Raw genomic sequence first — 17,863 nt, 5'->3', positions numbered from 1 at the left:
CCGGCTTCCTGCTCCTTGATCATCCCGATGATCTGTTCCTCGGTGAAACGGCTCTTCCTCATTCGTCTGCTCCTTCCAGCGGGCAGACTCTACATCAGATCGAGGGAACCAACGGGGGGCAGGTCAGCCGCGATCGACGATGTCGGCACGTTGTAGAAGTAATTATATCCTCCGCCCGCATAGCCGCTGCCGTCGCCGCTATAATCGATCTGGATCGTCAAGCGACCTATCGATCATCGGCATTCGGAAAATGGAACATTGGCACAAAGATCGAATATTTAGGGATTTAGTAAACTGTCACCGTAATTCAGAACCTGCGAGCCACTGTCCCATTCGCTACACCACCACTCCAACGAGACGCCGCACCGCGACGATCGCGCAGAGTCACATGCCCAGGGCCATGCGAGGCGATCCCGGTAAGATCAGATAATTTTCCTGTCGCTTGGCTCTTGGGTAATCCAAAAAAGGCCGGGCCGGAACAGCGTTTTCAACTCGGCCCGCCGCCGCGAGAAGTGATCGAAGTCATCAACCACATCGGATAGCTTTTCGGTGACCCGAACGATGGTCACGCCATCAATCTCGTCAACCAGGAAGCCTCCTGCCCTGATCCGCGCCGTGTCCACCTCCGCCGCGTAACCTGCGCCATAGGCCATCGCCCAGCCGATGTTGGGGAGGCCGGGCTTAGCGGGACCACCGAAGGAGCCGACCCTGAATGACGTGTCAGCCGCGTAATCCTGCCAGTGCAGTTCAGGTGCTGTGAACACATGCAGCATCCCAATTGCCGGGCGCGAAAGCTGAACCCAAGCATCGAACAGATGGTTGAAGTCAACATCCTTAGCCCAGCGACATTCAAACCAGAGCCCACTAGAGTTTCTGTGATTCCATAAATCGGTTATCCCGTGATTGACCATGCCACGACTGACAAAGGAGGATTTGCGCTTCCAAAAAGGACCATCAAAGCTATCCGGTCTGGACTGGCCATCCACCGTAGTCTTGACTGGAATGGCCCACCAATTGGCGAGGAAGTCATCGATTCCTAGAAATGGGTCCTTATAGCTCTCCGTCGTTGACAGCCACTCCGGGACGAGGCGCTTGTCCTCGTCGCAAAGGCTTTGGATGAATGCTTGACCAAAGGCTACCGCTTCTGTTTCGGCATTGGTGTCGATTGAAATCAATATGGTAGGCTTGGCCATGTCGAGCTCACTTTCCGAAAGGTGTCAAAATATCAGTTGCCGGATCATAGCGGTAGACTCCGCCACCCACTTGCTGATTTACACGCTCGATCTGACGCAAAAGCGGTTTAGAAATGCTTTTATTTCCGGAACTTACGACGAGATTATAGGGCTGCCTCGTTGCCAAGGCCTCCGCCAATTGCGCCCTCAATTGCGGCGAACTCGAAAGATTGGCGACATCCTTGAATTCAACAAGCCCAGCGGGTCGTCCCGCCGAGTCAAGGATCGTGGTAACGCCATTTCGGGTTATCGCAGTGGTGTTTTTGCCCAACCCGACATGGCTGAGAATGCCCTTGATACCAGCTTCTTCAAAGGCACGGCCTTTGGCTGCGTTTAAGGTAATTTGTGCGAATTCACTCTCTGCGGCCTTAGTGCCGCGGACCAAGGAAGCGTCACGTGCAAAGGTTCTAAGGCCTCGGATGCCAGGAATAAGGTTGAGTGTAGCCTCCGGCGCGCTAATTTCACCCTTATAATATTGATATCCCGTGTAACCCATGTTCACTGGCTCGGATGCCATTGTTGCGGCAGCGGTTACCGGCACGGATAAGGCAGCGATGAACGGCTCATCGACTAAGCTGGTGGCGTTTTGCGACAAGGCATTGGCATTGGCATAGAGAAGGTCAGCGATTGATGCGGCGATCGGAAATTCCGTGCCGACCGACGCGAACAAATTGCCAAGTGCGCGTTGCTGAGAGCCCCAAGCAGGATTTTCGTCAATCAAAAACCGGGCAAGCCCCGCGGCCGACAATCCGTCCGTTCCCACGGTCGTGATGTCGCCACCGGGTCCCGACAGGAAGATGCCGACCCGGTCGCGTGGCGCAAGCTCGCCGTTTAGCAGCCAGCTCGACCAAGGCTGCGAACCGCCGGTGCCGTAACGATTGCCGCTGAAGACGATCGAACTATCTGCTGCACCGGTTTCGCGCGCTGCCTGTTTAGCGGAATACGACGCCCACTGCGCTGGCGACCAATCGCGGTGCCGCACGCCGGTGACGACAATGTCGTCCTCGCTGGCGATCGTCGGTAACGTGTCCGCAATTTCAACCGGGCGACGGGGAATCAGATCATCGGCGCTGACATCCCCGATGGTGGCAGGTGGCGTATTACCGGCACCAGAGCCTCCGCCATTACGCCGCCCGCCCCCCGCAACCCGATCCGCCACGAACCCACCGACGGTATTGCCGATAATATCGGGCAATGCGGCGAGGATGTTGTCGCCGAAGTCGGTGCCGTTGACGAGGCTGCGCGTGGCGGCGTTGGCAAGGCCGCCGACGGCGTTGGTGGCGAGGCTCTGGCCGAACCGCCCAAGTCCGCTGAATTTGCCGCCGACCGCGCCGCTGATCCCCGCGCCGATCCCCGCCGCCGCCACACCGACGAAATCGAACTTGCTCTGCAGCCCCGTCGCAACCCCGATGCCTTGGGTCAGCGCGCTGGAAATCGCCCCGTTGAACCCGGCCTGTAGCGCCTTGCTGCCAATGCCCAAGCTCCCTGCAAGGCCGCCATTGCCGAAGCCGATCCCCGCTGAAACTGCCCCGCCCAGCGCACTTAACGCCACGCCTGTCCAACTGAACTTGTCCTGTAACCCCGTTGCAACCCCTAAGCCCTGGCTAACGATGCTTCCAGCAGCACCGGCCACGGCACCGCCAACGACCGCACCAGCGACCGCCGCCGTCCCCGTAACGGTTGCACCGGCCGCTGCGCCCGCGAACGCATGGGCAAAGAAAGAGCTTGCCGGGCCGATCACCCATGCCGTCACCGCAATCGCGACGACCGCCAACAGGATCGCGCCGAACCCGCCACATCCGCCGCGATGCGCCGCCTGCGGCTTGGGGGTGGTGGGGCTGGTGTCGCCATAGGCGTCGCTCGGGTCATAGGGGCGGAAGGTGCCGGCGGTGTTGCCGGTCTTGTTCACCCCCGCCGGGGTGGAAAGCGTCTGCCCCACGGTGAGCGCGGTGTCGCCCGACAGGCCATTGGCCTCGGCGAGCTTGTACCACAGGCTCGCATCGCCCCACAGTTGCGCGGCGATGCTCGACAGCGTGTCGCCCTGCCGCACCGTATAGACGCCGCCGCCCGAACCTTGCGCATAAGTGTTGATCGCGTCGTAATTCTGGTCGAAATCGGCATAGGCCGCGCCGTAGCTCGCCCCACCACGAAACGCCCCCGGCGTGCCGCCGGGCGACGGCGCGGTGCGCTGCGCGATCGAGGCGGTATAATCGCCATTATCGCTGCCGTTATTGCCGATATAGCCGATCTGGCGACCGTTGAAGCGATACCAGATTTCGTGCGGATCGCCGCCGCCATTGACGGTGTAATTGGTATCGGCCTCATCACGGCGGATCGCCTGGCCAAGCGCGTCGCGCGTCACCGTGATCCAGCGCGGACGGCCGTCCTGGACATTGGCCGACACCAACTGGCCGCTGGCGTCGTTGGTGTAATAGGTGTGGAAGGTCGAACCTTGGCTGCTGTAATCGACGCGGGTCTGCACCGCACCATCATACCAGTCATAGCTGGTCGTGGTGGTGGAGCTCGACTGGAAGCTGCCGTTTTTATAGGTGTTCGCGCTCGAGCTGGTCACCGCGCCCAGCGCATAGCTGCTGCCCCAGCCGAACTGGTTGATGGTATCGACCTGGATCGTGTCATTGCCCTGCCGGGTAATGTCGAGCGTATTCGAGACGTGGCCCTGCGCATCATAGGTGATCGCACGATAGGCCGCGATCGACGATGTCGGCACGTTGTAGAAGTAATTATATCCCCCGCCCGCATAGCCGCTGCCGTCGCCGCTATAATCGATCTGGATCGTGACACGCCCCAGCAAATCGTGCTGAAACGCCGTTTTCAGCGCCGCCGCGCCCAGCCCGGCCACGGTAACCGTGCCGTCGCCATTATCGGTATAGCCGCTTTCGGAGACAGACAGCGTTTGAATCGCGCCCGACGCGTCATAGCGATAGGTCTCGCGACGTTCCCCTGCATAAGAAACGTCGTGATAGCCGCCATAGGACCCGCCACCGCCATCATCCGGAAATTCAAGCTGGTACGGAGAACCATACCCCCCCGACGGCGGATTGTATTGGTTGGGGTCATACACACCGCGTGCGACCAGCGAGGCGTTGCGGGTGGCGGTCACCCGCTCACCCGCGCCATCATAGGTAAGGTCCACGCCCTGCGAGCCGCGGACGATCTGACCACCTGACAGCGTACCCTGCGACGTGGTGACCCGGTTCATCGCATCATAGGCATACCAATAATCCTGCGTGCTGCTGCCGTAGGGCGAGACGCCGCCATTCTGGTCGAGATACGTGAAGGAGGCCGTCAGGTGGCGGATATTGCCGACCGCGTCATACGACCAGGTCTTGGACGCAGCGGGTGTCGTGCCGTTTCCTGCTTCGTTCCAGGAGACTATGCGGCCCAGCGCGTCATACTGCGCCGTCGCGTTCTGCAGCACGCTGGAGTTCGAGACATATTCGGTATACCATCCCCCGTCATAGTCGCCAAAATCCTGCAAGGCGCCACTTTCATGCACCGTCTGCTCGCGGATTTTTTCGCCAAGCTTGTCATAACCGTAGGTCGATCGGATATCGTCGAACGTGTCCTGGTTGTCGGGATTGCCGGTGGTTCCTGTCGTGACGTGGCCAACCAAGCCTGTGTTGAGATATGTATAATGTTGCGCCACGGTGCCGCTGCGATCGACCAGCCGACCAGCGCTGTTGTAGAGGTAATTGGTCACGCGACCGCTCATGTCGGTATGCCACAACAGGTGCCCCAGCCCGTCCGTGACGTCGTTCGAGGTCTTCCCGTTTGCATAGGTGGTCGTGGCAATCGTTGCGCCGTACGTGCTCAATCCCGGCGTGGTGAGCCATCCCAACCACTCGTACCTCGTCGTAACTACATCCCCGCCGAAAGCCCGTGTTTGAACGACGCGCCCCTGCCCGTCATAATCGGTCAGCTCAGCATCCGAAAATTGGTTGTTCCAGTGCCGAAGACGTTGACCAAGGGCGTCATAACTGAAGTAATCCTGCAATCCCCCGGCACGGATGATATGCACCACGCGGCCAAGCGAATCATAGTCGTTGGTGGTCGTGCGCCCGACTGCATCGGTCGTTGAACGCAAATCACCGAACACGTCATAGTCGTTGGCGATCACGCCGCCATCGGCGTGAAACTCCTTCCGAACCAGCGCAACCGATTGGCCGTAACCGGTCCCCGCCAACAACGTTCGCGTGGTCAATTTGCCATTGGCGTCGCGCTGCCCGACCAACCGGCCAGAGACATCGTAATAAAGGATGTCGGTTGGGGTTCCGTTCGATACACTGCCATCGGCATTGCCGATCTGCACCGCAGCATGCACAACCGATATCGCGCGACCCAATGCATTGTAGGTATAGCTGGTCACATGGCCGAGTGCGTCGGTGTCCGTTACGGTCTCGCCAAACGCGTTGTAGCTCCGGGTTGCGATCAGATCGACGGCAGCATCGGTTTCATTGAGCTGGCGCTTGGCCTGGTTGGACAGCACCAACTGATTGCGTGCATCATACGCCATAATGGTAACGTTGACCCGGGGCGTGTACACCGTACCAAACGCGACCGAGCGATTTTGAGTAGCCGCGTCCCAGACGTCATAAATGCTGAGATTGCTCAAATTCCCGTCCGGGCTGCCATTATCTTCGAGCGTCAGCGTACGATTACCGCTCAGATCATAGACGTAATAACGTGAAACGCCATCGCCGGCGGTCGATCGCCAAACGTGACCGGCGTTGTCATAGGCGTTGCGCTCCTGCGTAACACCGTTCAGCGCACGCGCGGTTACCTCGCCATAGGCGTCATAGGTGAACGTGCTGACATCCCCACTATCCGTAAAAGTACCCCCGGATACGGTGGCGAACGCCTGACGGACCAAATTACCGACCGCGTCGTATTGATAGGACAGGCCTTCGTGCGCCACCGTCGAGCCATCAGCCTTTACCCGATCATACGCTTCCCCAACCTTCCGACCGGCGATGTCGTAATAATAAACACGCGCGTTGCCCCCCGCATCCGTCGTCGACTGGAGACGGCCGCCTGCGCCATAGGTATAGCGCGTCAACCGCACGGCGTTTTGGAGCGAACGCGTCAAATTTCCAAGGGCATCGTAACTGTAATCTAGGGTTCCCTGAACAAGGTGATTTCCATAATCAACAAAGATTGCTCCCTCTGTACGGATCAACCTGCCAGTATTATCGTAAATATAATTAGTTCCATCCCCAGATGCTTCGGTTTTAATTTTCACTTGACCGAGTGCATTATAGGCATAGCTTATCGTGGAGTTACCGCCGATTATCGAATTTACGGCACCACTATTTGCATCGACGGTCGTATAAGCTAATCCAAGACGCGTCTCGGTTAGCCGTTGGCCATTCTTGTCGTATGTAAAGGTCGTTGTCCGATCTGCCGCACTAGGCGCGACTGCGGGCGCACTCCCCACCGATGCACCGCTTGACGCAGTGGCATAGCGGGTTTCGACAACGACGTTTCCTTCAGCATCAAGTGTCCAAGCGGTAAGATAGCCGAGTTGGTCGACCTGCGCGATCTTACGGCCAAGTTTATCATAATAAACGTATGTCGACCCTCCATTCGGATCGATTGTGCGGACCAAATTTCCGTCCGCGTCATACTCCCAATGCGACCCGACAACCCCGCTCCCGAAGTTGTAACCCGTCGCTGTTAGTTGACCGGTCGTCACTATGCCGCCGAGCCGCGTCAATATTAGACGCCCAAGCTTGTCGTAAGAATCGATACTTTCGCGATATTCACCGCCTGGAGCCGTTGGCGGGGGCCCACCCGCCGTGGGGAGCGTGACTTGCGTCCCGTAAACACGACTGGTGCGCGTCTCCCCACTGCCGGTGCCGCGGGTGTACGTAATCGTCGAATAGGTCCCATTCGCCCCAATCGAGGCAATCTGCCGATCAAGCCTGTCATAATAGAATAACGTTCGTGCGCCGGCCGCATCACGACGCTCGATCACATTGCCGCGTTTGTCGTAGACGGTATATTCTACTGGCGCGATCAACCCGGTGTTGGTGCTATTCTGAACCTGTGGTAGATGCGTTTCGATTACACGGTTGAGTTTGTCGTAAACGTAAGTGGTGGACCGCTGTTCGTTCAAACCGAACGCTTCAACTATACTCGTTCGATTGCCGCGTGCGTCATAACCAAACGTGTTGACAACGCTCGACGCCTCAAGCGAGCCGTCGGCCCGCACCGAGGAGATCGGGAGCGTTTCCCGAACCAACAAGCCACGCCGATCATAGGTATTTGTCGTCGTGCTACCAAGTTTGTTGGTGATCGAGAGCCGCTGGCCAAAGGCATCGAGCGTATAACTCTCCACATAACCAAGGGCGTCGGTGGTTGAGACCACCCGCCCCAGTCGATCGTAACCGAAAGCCGTCGTAGCATCGCGGTTCGGATCGGCGACGTAGGTCGGAAGGCTGGACACGCCGGGGGCATTGGTCGCGCGATTGGCCCGGCGTGTGATCGAAGCCACCTCACCAAACGTTGTGTAGCGCGTTTCGGTTACGTAATTTTCAGCGTCTCGTGATGCGATCACGCGGCCAAGTGTATCGTAATAACTGTAGCTGGTATTACTGTTCGGATCAGTAACCTTCACCACATCGCCGAACGCGTCATAGTCCCAGCGAGTTATGCCGCCGATTGCATTCGTGCTGGAGGCCTTCCGACCAAGATGGTCGTAGGTAAAGGTCGTCGTATTCCCGTTTGAGTCGGTCGTCGATACAAGATTGCCCAAACCGTCATAGGCGTATGACGTCAGACTCTGCTCGGCGGTGTCGGCAGCATCAGCGCGTGCCACCACGCGTCCAGCCGTATCATAGAAAAACCGGGTCAGAACCTCATCTGCTGTCCCATATGCGGCATAGGTGTATGCCAACGTCCCATTGCCGTTGTAGACATTGTACTGCACGCTCCCGGCCGCGTCGGTACTCGAAGCAACTCGACCGTCATTGTCGTAGGATGTTGCGGTGCTGGCATAGCCCCCACTCGTAAGCCCGGCAACGCCGGCGGTCGTGGTGGCGTCGTTAACCGACACCGCATTGTCCCAGCGAACGGTACCGACAACACGACCCTCGGCATCATAGTCGAAGCGGGTGACATAGCCCTCCGCATCGACGGTGAAGCGCAACTCGCCGCGGGCCGCATAATAATTACGATTGACCCGGTCGTTGCCCGTGCCAGCGCCCGACTGCCAGGACACCATCGTCGCCAAATCAGGGAGGGTGTCCGTGGCCCTGCTGGTCGAAAATTGCGTCGTTTTGATCAAGCGACCAAGCTGGTCATAGCTATAGCCCGTCACCGCCCCGGCGGCGTCAATCGCATAGGCCAGGCGGCCTGCCACGTCATAAATCGCCCAGCTCGATCGGTTGTTCACATCGCTCGAAAGAGCGGCAACCGCCGCAGTGACAGCCGCGAACCTATAGTCGGCCAGAACGCCAATCGTGCCGGCGTAGCTAATAATTTGCCGGGGCTGCGCAGAATCCGCAATGCCGGCAGCGTCCTTATAGCGATATTCGATGACATGACCGAGCGCATCGATTTCGAACCGAAGTGCCCCCTGACTATCATAGACATAGCGCTCGGTTCGATCCGACACATTCGTACCGACCAACCCGACGAGCTGTGAAAAGGTGCCATTCGCGCGATACCCGCCATCGGTGGCCTTGGCGAAGGCCGTAACCGCAACCTTCCGCCCGGCCCCGTCATACGTGATCTTGGTGAGAAATCCCTCCCCATCAAGCGTGCCGATCAGCAGCCCGTCCTTATCGTAAAAATTACGTAAAACAGAATCCCTCGCGTCCGCCGAAGGAAGAATCGCCGACGACGGCGGATTTGCCTGGAACGCCGCCAATTGGGCGGATGTCAGCTTATTCGCAAAGCTTGTGGTGCCGATCAGTCGGCTTGAGCCGTCATATTGGAACAGCGCCACACTTCCATCGCCAGCGATGGTCTCGCTCACCCGCCCATCGGCATCATACACCGTCCAATTCCATACGTCCGCCGAATGGGCTGCCGGACGCAACGACGCGATGTCGGGCGATGCCGAGAGCGGATTTTGAAGGGCCGCGATCTGCGCCGCTGTCAGTCTGTTGGTATAGCGAGCCGTTGCAACCAAACGGTTGTCCGCATCATAGCGATATTCGACCAGAGCCCCATAAGCATCGACATCGCTGACCTTCCGCCCAGCCTTATCGTACAGAATATAGCTTTGGTGTCCGGTTGCATCGGTGGTGACGCGCAGGCGACCATCCTGATCATAACCGTAAGTGGCGGTACCGCCGTTAGTATCATTCCCACCTTCGGTCACCGAAATCAGCGCGCCAGTCTTGTCGTAGGTGGAGGTCGTCGTAAAACCGTTTGCGAGCGTGACCACGGTGCTATTGGCCGCATCGTTGAACACGATGTTGGTGGTGCCACCATTCAGATCGGTCGAGGCGATAACTCGGCCGAGCCCGTCATAGACGAAAGTCTCGCTATTGCGTCCAAGCGTCGTGCGCTTCAGTAGCTGCCCAGATTGATCATAGACACTATCCGTACGACTGTAACCCTGATCATAGGAAAAAATTCCAGAAGGACTTCTTTCAGAGAAAATAACTTCATTAATTATATTGCCCCTAACATCGTAACTATACGTGCTATACGTAATCTTTAAAACATTTCCAAGAGCAGCATTCGACCTCCACGCTTCAAAATTTTCAGAAGTAATGTAATCTTTTTCATTAAGTAAACTAACGTCATACGTATTATCGATAAATTCAATTTTTGTCGCCAAATTAACCCCGATATGAAAATATCTACTCACCTTTCCCTCAGGAGATACAATAGAAAAAAGCTGCCCGGCCTCATCATAAACAAAACGCGTTGTATGGCTCGCACCGGGCGAATTAGCATCTGCCCCAATACGTGTTTCGGTCAGCACCTCGTTCCGGCTGCCGTAAGTCCGACTGATGACGTTACCGAGCGGGTCGGTAGTAGTCAGAACATTCCCGTTCCCATCATAGGTATTGCGGGTCACCGCGCCGAGGGCATCGGTGACCGCCACCACATTACCTGCCGCATCGTAAGTAAAGCTGCTGGATTGCGCGACCGCCCCGGCATAGGCCGGTGGCGCGGTTACCTTCCGTAATGAACCATCGGCATTGTAATCTAGCGTCACAACCTGGCCAAGCAGGTCAGTTATCGTCGTCGAACCATCGCCATAACTGATGTTCGTCGTGCGGGTAACCCCGCTCGACACCGCCTGCGTTAACTTAATGACCCGCCCTGACGCGTCGTAGCCGATCGAAAGCGCCGAACCGTCGGTTTCGCTGATCGAGGCAACCCGCTTCGAAGCCCCGTCATAGGTGTAGGTCGTGACATAAGTCTTGCCGTCGGCAATGCTATTGTCATCCGGCGTCAGATCAACCGTAACGCTGGTAAGCCGGTTCGCACCGTCATAGCCGTAGCGGGTCCGCGTCAATGTCTTGGCGGTATTCGTCGTTAGATCGGTATACCCCGTAACAATCTGGGTGATGTTATTGCCCAACCAGGCATATTGCTCATACTCGCCATTGGCGGTCGTCACTCGCGTGAGGTTTGCCCCGTCGTAACTGAAGTTCAGCGCATTACCGTTCGTGTCGGTGGCGGCCGTAATGCGCCACTGGCCATTATAGACGTTGGCATACGTCTCGGAGATTAGGCTGTCGCTGTCGGTCCACGTCCACGTCGAGCCGTTATAGCTCAACGTATCGAATGCCCCCGCCCCGTCCGTCGCGCGATAGGACGTCCCATTCCACGCATAGGTGATTTCCGAACCGTCGCCGGACACACGCTTGATCGTGCTCCCGCTGGCATTGATCGTCCCGGTCAGGCCATAGACGCGCCGGTCGGTGCTTTGCCGCCAATTATCGCCATTGTCGTCCGACAGGTCGCCCAAACTGTTATAGGTCCGCGCGATCGACACGTCGGGACCACGTCCGACCAGAAACTCATCACCCTTGCTAATCAGCAAATTGCCCGTGGCCGCATTCAGCGACACCTGCTCGCCCGAGCGCCCGAGCGTACCCGATCCCAGCAACCCCGAAGCGCCAAGCGTCGTGCCCGACCCCCGTTCGAAACCCGCACCCAGACCGGTGAAAATCGAAACCATGACAACCCCCGTGTCGATCGACACCGGAGAGCGAACTAGCCGCTCCCGGCATTATGCAGGGGTGATCCGCGCAAGCCCGAAATAGTTTAGCGATTTTTTTGACGGTGACGATAATTGCCGGGGTAGCGATCGCGAACGCGCCGTCCACCATCCAGCCATCCTCTACATTCCGTTTTGGGTTGCCACTCGACGGTAACTGTCTAGTTTTAGCTCAGGTCTTCAGTTGACGAATCAGATATCGAAGCAACAGCCGGGGGGCAAAATGGGTGCGGATCGGGCGTTAAGCCTGCTCAATCATATGCTGTGGGACAGTCTGTTAATCGCGGGACCGCTGCTGATTGCGACGTTGGCGGTGGGCCTCCTCATTAGCGTGTTTCAGGTGACCACGCAGATCCAGGAGATCACACTTAGCTACGTCCCCAAGATCCTGGTCGCAGCATTCCTGCTGATCGCAATCGGACCGTGGATGATGGGCCGGGTGACGCAGTTCGCGACATCGCTTTATCTATTGATTCCGACCCTTGCCAGTTAAGCGCAATCGTGGACGAGCTCACCAATCAGGCGATTGCGGTGCTGCTCGTCAGCTTGCGAATCACACCGACCCTCGCTTTCGCCTCCCCGTTCACGCTGATGCGGGCGCCGACAATGGTGCGCGTCCTGCTCGGTATCGCGCTCGCGGGATGGCTGGTTGCGGCGCATCCAGCGCAAAGCTGGCAAGCTAATTTCTGGGCGAAGGGCCTTTTCCTTACGGCACTCGGCGAGCTTTTCCTCGGGATCGCCTTGTCCCTTTCGCTCCAGTTGGCATTCACCGCGCTGCTAACAGCGGGGCGTGCGATCGACATTCAAGCTGGGTTCGGCCTTGCGGTATTGATCGACCCTGCGACGCGTTCACAGTTACCACTGGTCGGTACACTCTTTGCTTATGCGGCAGGCGCAATTTTCTTTGCCACCAACGGCCCCGCCGACTTGTTGGCTATCTGGTCGGCATCGATCGAGCGTGTGCCGCTGGGCAGCGCCGCAATCGGCGGCGGCATAACCGTGCTGTGTACCTACATTTCGGTTGTGTTCACAATGGCGTTTGGGCTGGGTGGAATGGTGATGCTCGTGCTGTTCCTGTCCGACATGGCGATCGCGTTTATGTCTCGCACGCTCCCGCAAATGAACGTCATGCTGCTGGGCTTCCAGGTTAAGGCAATGGCGACGCTGGCGGTGCTGCCGATAGCGATTGCAACCTCGGGCGCGCTTTTTCTGCGGATGGTGCGCTACGCACTCGAAACCGCGCCGCGGTTGATCTGAACAATGGCCGACGATGCTTCCGAAACCAACAAAAGCGAGGAGGCGACCCCCTTCAAGCTGCAACGCGCGCGTGAAAAGGGCTCGGTCGCGCGCGGCATAGACCTCAGCTTCTTCGCAATACTGCTGGCCTTCGGCGGATTTTTGTCGATCGCGGGCGCGACACTGATCGTTCGCTTGGCCCATTCCATGCAGAGTTCGCTCGCCGTCGGCATTGCAAATGCCGGTGACCCGCGCCAAGCAATCAGCGTGGCGGAAAGCTCTTATGGTCCCGCGTTGCAGTCGGTGATGCTGCTCGGCGGGACGATTATCGCGATCGTCTTGATGGTGGAGATCGTGCAGCTCCGCGGTCTGATCTTCAGCGCACACCCTCTCAAACCCGATTTCAGCCGGATCAATCCCGGAAAGGGCTTGAAGCGGTTATTCTCGATGCGGCTGCTGAAAGAAGCGCTTAAGAGCGTCATCAAGATGGCGATCTATACCACCGTTGCCGTACTGATGATTCGGGGAAACCTTTACGGGCCGGGCATGACCATCGTAGACGCAGGCAGCCTCGTCGATGTCATGCGTTCCACCGGGTTGCGATTGCTCTGGGTTTTTGTTGGCCTCGCGTTCTTCATCGCGGTGATCGACCAGATTCTTGCACGCAGCGAATTCCGCAAGCAGATGCGAATGAGCCGGCGCGACGTGACGCGTGAGGGGCGCGAACGCGAGGGCGACCCGCGTATCAAGCGCAAGCGTAAGCAGCTCCATGCTGAGTTCGTGAAGCGTTCACGAGGATTGGGCGCGCTCGGCGGATCCGACATGGTGGTGGTAAATCCCGAGCATGTCGCGGTCGCATTACGGTATGATCGCGAGCGCTCGGGCGCCCCCGTGGTCACGGTTAAAGCTCGCAACCTGCATGCGCTCCTCATGAAGCGCCAAGCCATCCTGCTGGGTATTCCGATCTTTGAGAGCCCGGTGCTTGCGCGCGCGCTTTACGCCGAGTGCGAGCCAGGACAAGAAGTAGGGGCGGATCGGTATCATGCGGTTGCCGATCTCTATTTTAAACTCGGCGCGACGGGACACACGCAATGATCGGGCGCCTGCTGCGCAACAACAAGGATCTGGCGCTCGTCGGCGCGATGGTTTTGATCCTGGTGATCTTATTCTCGCCCATTCCGCCAGCCTTTTTGGATCTCGCGATCATCACCAATTTCGGGCTTGGCCTGACGATCCTGCTGCTAACCTTCTACGTCGGCAAACCGGTCGAATTTTCGACCTTCCCATCCTTGCTGCTGGTTGCGACATTGTATCGTCTGTCGTTGAATGTGGCTGCCACCCGCTTGATCTTGACCGGTGGAAGCGCCGGCGATGTGATCGGGGCAATTGGCACTTTTGCGGTGCAGGGCAACTTCGTGATCGGACTGGTTGTCTTTCTGATCCTGGTCGTGGTGCAATATGTAGTCGTAACCTCCGGCGCGCAGCGTGTGTCAGAGGTCGCGGCGCGTTTCACACTAGACTCGATGCCTGGGCAACAAATGAGCATCGATGCCGATCTCAATATGGGCCTCATCGATCAGAAGACCGCGATCCGGCGACGAGAGGACCTGGAGAAGGAGGCCTCCTTCTATGGCGCGATGGATGGTGCGAGCAAATTCGTAAAGGGCGACGCGGTTGCCGGCATCATCATCTTGCTAATCAACATCATTGCTGGATGGATCGTCGGTGTTGTCCAGATGGGCATGGAGTGGAATGAGGCGCTTGCCCATTTCACGCTGCTTACGATTGGTGACGGGATCGCGACGCAGTTGCCCGCATTGATCATCTCCATCGCAACGGGCATTATCGTCACGAGGTCCGCGGCTGACAAGCAATTGAGCACCGAGGTGTTCCGTCAACTCGCATCGGTTCCGCGCATCCCGCTGATCGTCGCGGGGGTCCTCCTGATCCTGCTGGTGCTGCCGGGAATGCCGAAATGGCCGATCGTGCTCATCATCGGTCTTTCGCTCTTCGGCTGGTATCGCGCGCGCGAAGCGGCAAAGGCCGCCGCACAGGAGGAGGCGGTGGAAGATGGTGGCGAGATGGTTTCAGCCGGCCCGGTGCCCGCGCTTGAAATTGTCCTGGGGAGCGACCTCGCGATGGCTTGGAAGGCGGAGGAGCCTCTAATCCTGGAGCGAATTGCAAGCCTCCGGCGCGCCCATGAGCAGGAATATGGCATCGGATTTCCCGCCGTGCGTTTCGTCGATGGCTCCGCGCTCGGCGCGATCGAATATGAGATACGCTTGTTCGGCGCGCGTTTTGCAAGTGCCGAGGTGTATCCGGACAAGCTTCTCGCGATCCGCTCGGATGAAAAGCCCGGCGACATCGGCGGTATCGAAGCCCGTGATCCTGCATTCGGGTTGCCCGCATTGTGGATCGAGGCGGGTTTGGCCACACAGGCACGCGACGCTGGGCTGCGCATTGTCGATCCGGTTACAGTGCTGATGACGCATTTTGGCGAAATTGTACGGAGCGAAATGGCGACGCTTGTCACCAGACCCGTGATCGTGAAAATGTTGGATGATACGCGCGCCAACCAGCCGGGGTTGGTCGAGGAGCTCATTCCCAATGCGCTCGCCATTTCAGATATTCAGCGCGTAGTTCAAAATTTGTTAACCGAAGGCGTGTCGATCGCCAATTTCGATTTGATCCTCGAACATCTGCTGGATTTAGCGCGCACGCAAAAGGATCCCACCGAGCTGACCGAACAGATTCGGCAGCGTTTAAGCTACGCGATTTGTCACCAATTGCGTGGCAAGCACACCGACCTGGCGGTTTTGAGTCTCGACCCAAGGATCGAGAATCAGATCGCCACAAGCATTGGTCAGGGCGCGGCGGCAGGTGCGATGCTCATCGAACCACGCTTGGCTGAGCAATTGATCCGCAAGCTGTCTGCGATGGTAGAGGCGATGCATCACGATGGCCGCGCCCCCGTGCTGTTGTGCGGCCCCGATTTGCGGCGCCACCTGAAGACATTCACTCGGCGGAGCATTCCCAAATTATCGGTACTATCCGTCAACGAAATCCCGATGCGGATCAATTTGCGCTCGTTCGATATCGTGCGGGTCGAAGGATAAAGGGTTAAGGTATGACTGCAAACGCCGCACCGCAGGAAACCCGATTCAACGTATTGGAGCGTTTGCTCGCGTCCGATCCAAGCAATGTCTCGTTGTTGACGGACTGCGCAGAGGCGGCCCTCGACGAGAAAAACGCAGAGCGGGTGGTCGATCTGCTCGATCGACGCTCCAAGATCGTGGAGCCGGGCACGCGCGAGATCAATCTGCTCGGCCTCGCCGCCTTACAGGCACATCGCTTCGAAGACGCCGCGACGATATTTGGTTCGCTGCAGGCGGTTGGGGAACATAGTCCCGAACTTCATTTCAACCTCGCCTGGGCAAGGGCAAATCTGAAGGATTTTTCGGGTGCGCTGGAGGTGCTGAGCGACGCTGATGCGCTATCCCTTTCGCAAGCCGCGATGCTGCGGATCCAATTGCTCCACCAACTTGGCGAGATTACAGGCGCGGGAGAAACTGCGCGCACCTACATCGCTGCCCATCCTACACATCGTGGATTACTGGCGGCGGTATCTGTACTCGCACTCGATATTGAGGACGAGGAACTTGCCGCAGAATGCGCCGCAAGAGCAGGTGACCACCCCGATGCGCTGACCACGCTTGGTACCCTGGCGCTTAGTGACGAGCACGCGACCGACGCGCTCGGATTTTTCGAGCGCGCGCTTGCCACCAACAACGGTTCGCCCCGAGCGTGGGTCGGGTTGGGTTTGGCAAGACTCATGACCGGCGCGCCCGAAGCGGCATCCACAGCGCTCGATCGCGGGGCTGCGATTTTCGGAGATCATCTTGGATCTTGGATCGCGGCAGGCTGGTCCTATTTCGTCAATGGCGACCTAGCGAACGCGCGCGCGCGGTTCGAGACGGCATTAGCGCTCGATCCGACATTTGCGGAATCCCATGGATCGTTAGCAGTGCTGGACGTGCTGGAGGGGCGCCCCGACGAAGCGGCGAGAGCAAGCGATGTTGCAGTCAGGCTCGATCGACATTGCTATTCCGCTGCACTCGCAAAGTCTCTGCTCGCGGCCGGAGTTGGGGACGTCCAGACTGCGCAGCGCATCTTCGACATGGCATCAAGCACACCGATCGATGGCAGCGGTCGTACCATTGCTCAAGCCCTCGCCCGGATGGGATTAGGCCTCAAATAGATGGGGTACTGCCAAGTTGTAGCAACGCGCGATCGAGCAAATCACGCCCCTCCTGCGTATCGCCGATAATTCGGATCACGTCATTTGCCACCGCTTCGAATGCTGGGTCGTTACCAATCGCATCGCCGAGTTGCTGTACCAGCAAGCCACGCACAAGCGCGCGCTTGAGATCATCCTCAGACAGTTCCTTGTGAGCGGTGAGCCCGCGGACACGCGTCATCGGCTCCGGCGTGCCACTACGCTTCGAGGCTGTGACGCGGGTGTTACTCCTCGTCTTCTCCAGACGACTAATCTGCTCCTGCAGCAGCAAGAGCACCTGATCGGCATTGCTGATGCGTGTCATCTCAGGCGATTCAATTGCGGCGACCGGGATCTGCGAATTGACCGAGCAAAAAGCTGGTTGCCGAAGCCACCGCATCATCCTGTTGATCGGTCGACGCAGGCAGGCGTTGCAACTCCGTCACTTTATCAATAATCAATTGCATATCGTGATTGAGCGCGGGGTTTTCGTCATTGGCGGCCATTCCCTCGGCCAATCGCGCAACCGTTTCGGGAAATTCGTCGCGAATGAGATGGGTAAGCCCGCCGACGAAGAAGCGCAGATAGTGACCTTCGGGCAGCAGCGCGATCGGTCCCCATGTCGTCAACGCGTCCACAGCTTCACCCGACGTGAGTTGGAAAAAACCGAGCTGAAAGCGCGCAATCGCGAAATCTGGCGCTAGTTCCACCGCGCGCTTTAACTCCGCCAATGCCTCTATCGGACGACCAATCGAGGCCAGCATTGATCCTCGTAGAAAATGTAACCGCGGATCTCCGTCGAACCGCGTAAGTAACTGGTCAAGGCGGATCATTCCGTCGCGATCATCTCGCTGGACCATCGCCATTACATCCTGCAATTCAGCATCGCCGCACAGAATTTCCATTTCCATA

At 58.1% G+C, this 17,863-nt stretch carries 10 protein-coding genes; 5 read left to right on the top strand and 5 right to left on the bottom strand.

Features of this window, described 5'->3' with window-relative positions; translation table 11 throughout:
• Positions 1-89: 89 nt before the first annotated feature.
• The 3 genes from WC704_RS17330 to WC704_RS17320 all read right to left on the bottom strand — a co-directional run bounded on the left by WC704_RS17330 (position 90) and on the right by WC704_RS17320 (position 11,400).
• Complete coding sequence (locus tag WC704_RS17330; protein ID WP_372892221.1) at positions 90-221, bottom strand: hypothetical protein; 132 nt, start codon at positions 219-221, stop codon at positions 90-92.
• Between the two features lie 201 nt (positions 222-422).
• On the bottom strand, positions 423-1,193 hold the full coding sequence (locus WC704_RS17325) for a hypothetical protein (protein WP_372892219.1): 771 nt from the start codon (positions 1,191-1,193) through the stop codon (positions 423-425).
• Positions 1,194-1,200: 7 nt separating this feature from the next.
• Positions 1,201-11,400 carry a LysM peptidoglycan-binding domain-containing protein gene (locus WC704_RS17320; RefSeq protein WP_372892217.1) on the bottom strand — a complete coding sequence of 3,400 codons (10,200 nt, stop codon included), beginning with the start codon at positions 11,398-11,400 and terminating at the stop codon, positions 1,201-1,203.
• 262 nt (positions 11,401-11,662) lie between these two features.
• Here WC704_RS17320 and WC704_RS17315 point away from each other — a divergent pair, with 262 nt between their 5' ends.
• From WC704_RS17315 to WC704_RS17295, 5 genes are read left to right on the top strand one after another with little or no spacing between them, the layout of a single operon-like run.
• Positions 11,663-11,932 (top strand): flagellar biosynthetic protein FliQ, encoded by a 270-nt coding sequence (locus WC704_RS17315; RefSeq protein WP_372892215.1) that lies wholly within the window; start codon positions 11,663-11,665, stop codon positions 11,930-11,932.
• A gap of 8 nt (positions 11,933-11,940) precedes the next feature.
• Positions 11,941-12,696 (top strand): flagellar biosynthetic protein FliR, encoded by a 756-nt coding sequence (locus WC704_RS17310; protein ID WP_372892213.1) that lies wholly within the window; start codon positions 11,941-11,943, stop codon positions 12,694-12,696.
• A gap of 3 nt (positions 12,697-12,699) precedes the next feature.
• Positions 12,700-13,770, top strand: coding sequence for a flagellar biosynthesis protein FlhB (locus WC704_RS17305; RefSeq protein ID WP_372892211.1), 1,071 nt, complete (start codon positions 12,700-12,702; stop codon positions 13,768-13,770).
• Entirely contained in the window at positions 13,767-15,791 is a 2,025-nt protein-coding gene (locus WC704_RS17300; RefSeq protein WP_372892209.1) for a flagellar biosynthesis protein FlhA, read from the top strand. The genes WC704_RS17305 and WC704_RS17300 overlap by 4 nt, the downstream gene beginning before the upstream one ends.
• A gap of 11 nt (positions 15,792-15,802) precedes the next feature.
• Positions 15,803-16,933 carry a tetratricopeptide repeat protein gene (locus WC704_RS17295; RefSeq protein ID WP_372892207.1) on the top strand — a complete coding sequence of 377 codons (1,131 nt, stop codon included), beginning with the start codon at positions 15,803-15,805 and terminating at the stop codon, positions 16,931-16,933.
• Here the strand turns inward: WC704_RS17295 and WC704_RS17290 are convergent.
• Both WC704_RS17290 and WC704_RS17285 read right to left on the bottom strand, forming a co-directional pair.
• Complete coding sequence (locus tag WC704_RS17290) at positions 16,926-17,276, bottom strand: hypothetical protein (protein WP_372892205.1); 351 nt, start codon at positions 17,274-17,276, stop codon at positions 16,926-16,928. The genes WC704_RS17295 and WC704_RS17290 overlap by 8 nt on opposite strands.
• Positions 17,277-17,286: 10 nt before the next feature.
• Complete coding sequence (locus tag WC704_RS17285; RefSeq protein WP_372892202.1) at positions 17,287-17,862, bottom strand: tetratricopeptide repeat protein; 576 nt, start codon at positions 17,860-17,862, stop codon at positions 17,287-17,289.
• Position 17,863 lies beyond the last annotated feature (1 nt).

The organism is Sphingomonas sp. (assembly GCF_041661885.1).
GTDB lineage: Bacteria > Pseudomonadota > Alphaproteobacteria > Sphingomonadales > Sphingomonadaceae > Sphingomonas.
Note: the sequence above shows the minus strand (reverse complement) of the source record. Positions and strands in the feature narration are given on the sequence as shown.